Origin of the sequence: Pseudoalteromonas sp. S1608 (assembly GCF_005887265.1) — a bacterium.
GTDB lineage: Bacteria > Pseudomonadota > Gammaproteobacteria > Enterobacterales > Alteromonadaceae > Pseudoalteromonas > Pseudoalteromonas undina.
In genome coordinates this window covers 1-211 of the sequence record NZ_PNDK01000105.1, presented here as the reverse complement: position 1 = coordinate 211, position 211 = coordinate 1, and the positions used below count along the sequence as shown (strand labels likewise).

The window sequence follows — 211 nt, the reverse complement described above, 5'->3', positions numbered from 1 at the left end:
TGTAGTCAATGCTGTATTCACCATAGGTGTACGATAGGTCTAAGCTTGAGTCGTTATCAACTTCAGTTTTATATCCAAAGTTATATGAAATATCGGCATTCGGTGTATTTATTTTAGGTAAGAAACCAGTTGGGATGGTTGCATCGCCATCTTGAAGTACCGGGGTACCACCTGCATTGGCATTATGACGGAAAAAAGCCGCTGATTCGTT

The 211-nt window shown here is 40.8% G+C and carries 1 protein-coding gene; it reads right to left on the bottom strand.

The features are described 5' to 3' along the window. The coding region (locus tag CWB75_RS18870; protein WP_138571433.1) for a hypothetical protein at positions 1–211 on the bottom strand (211 nt) is incomplete at both ends.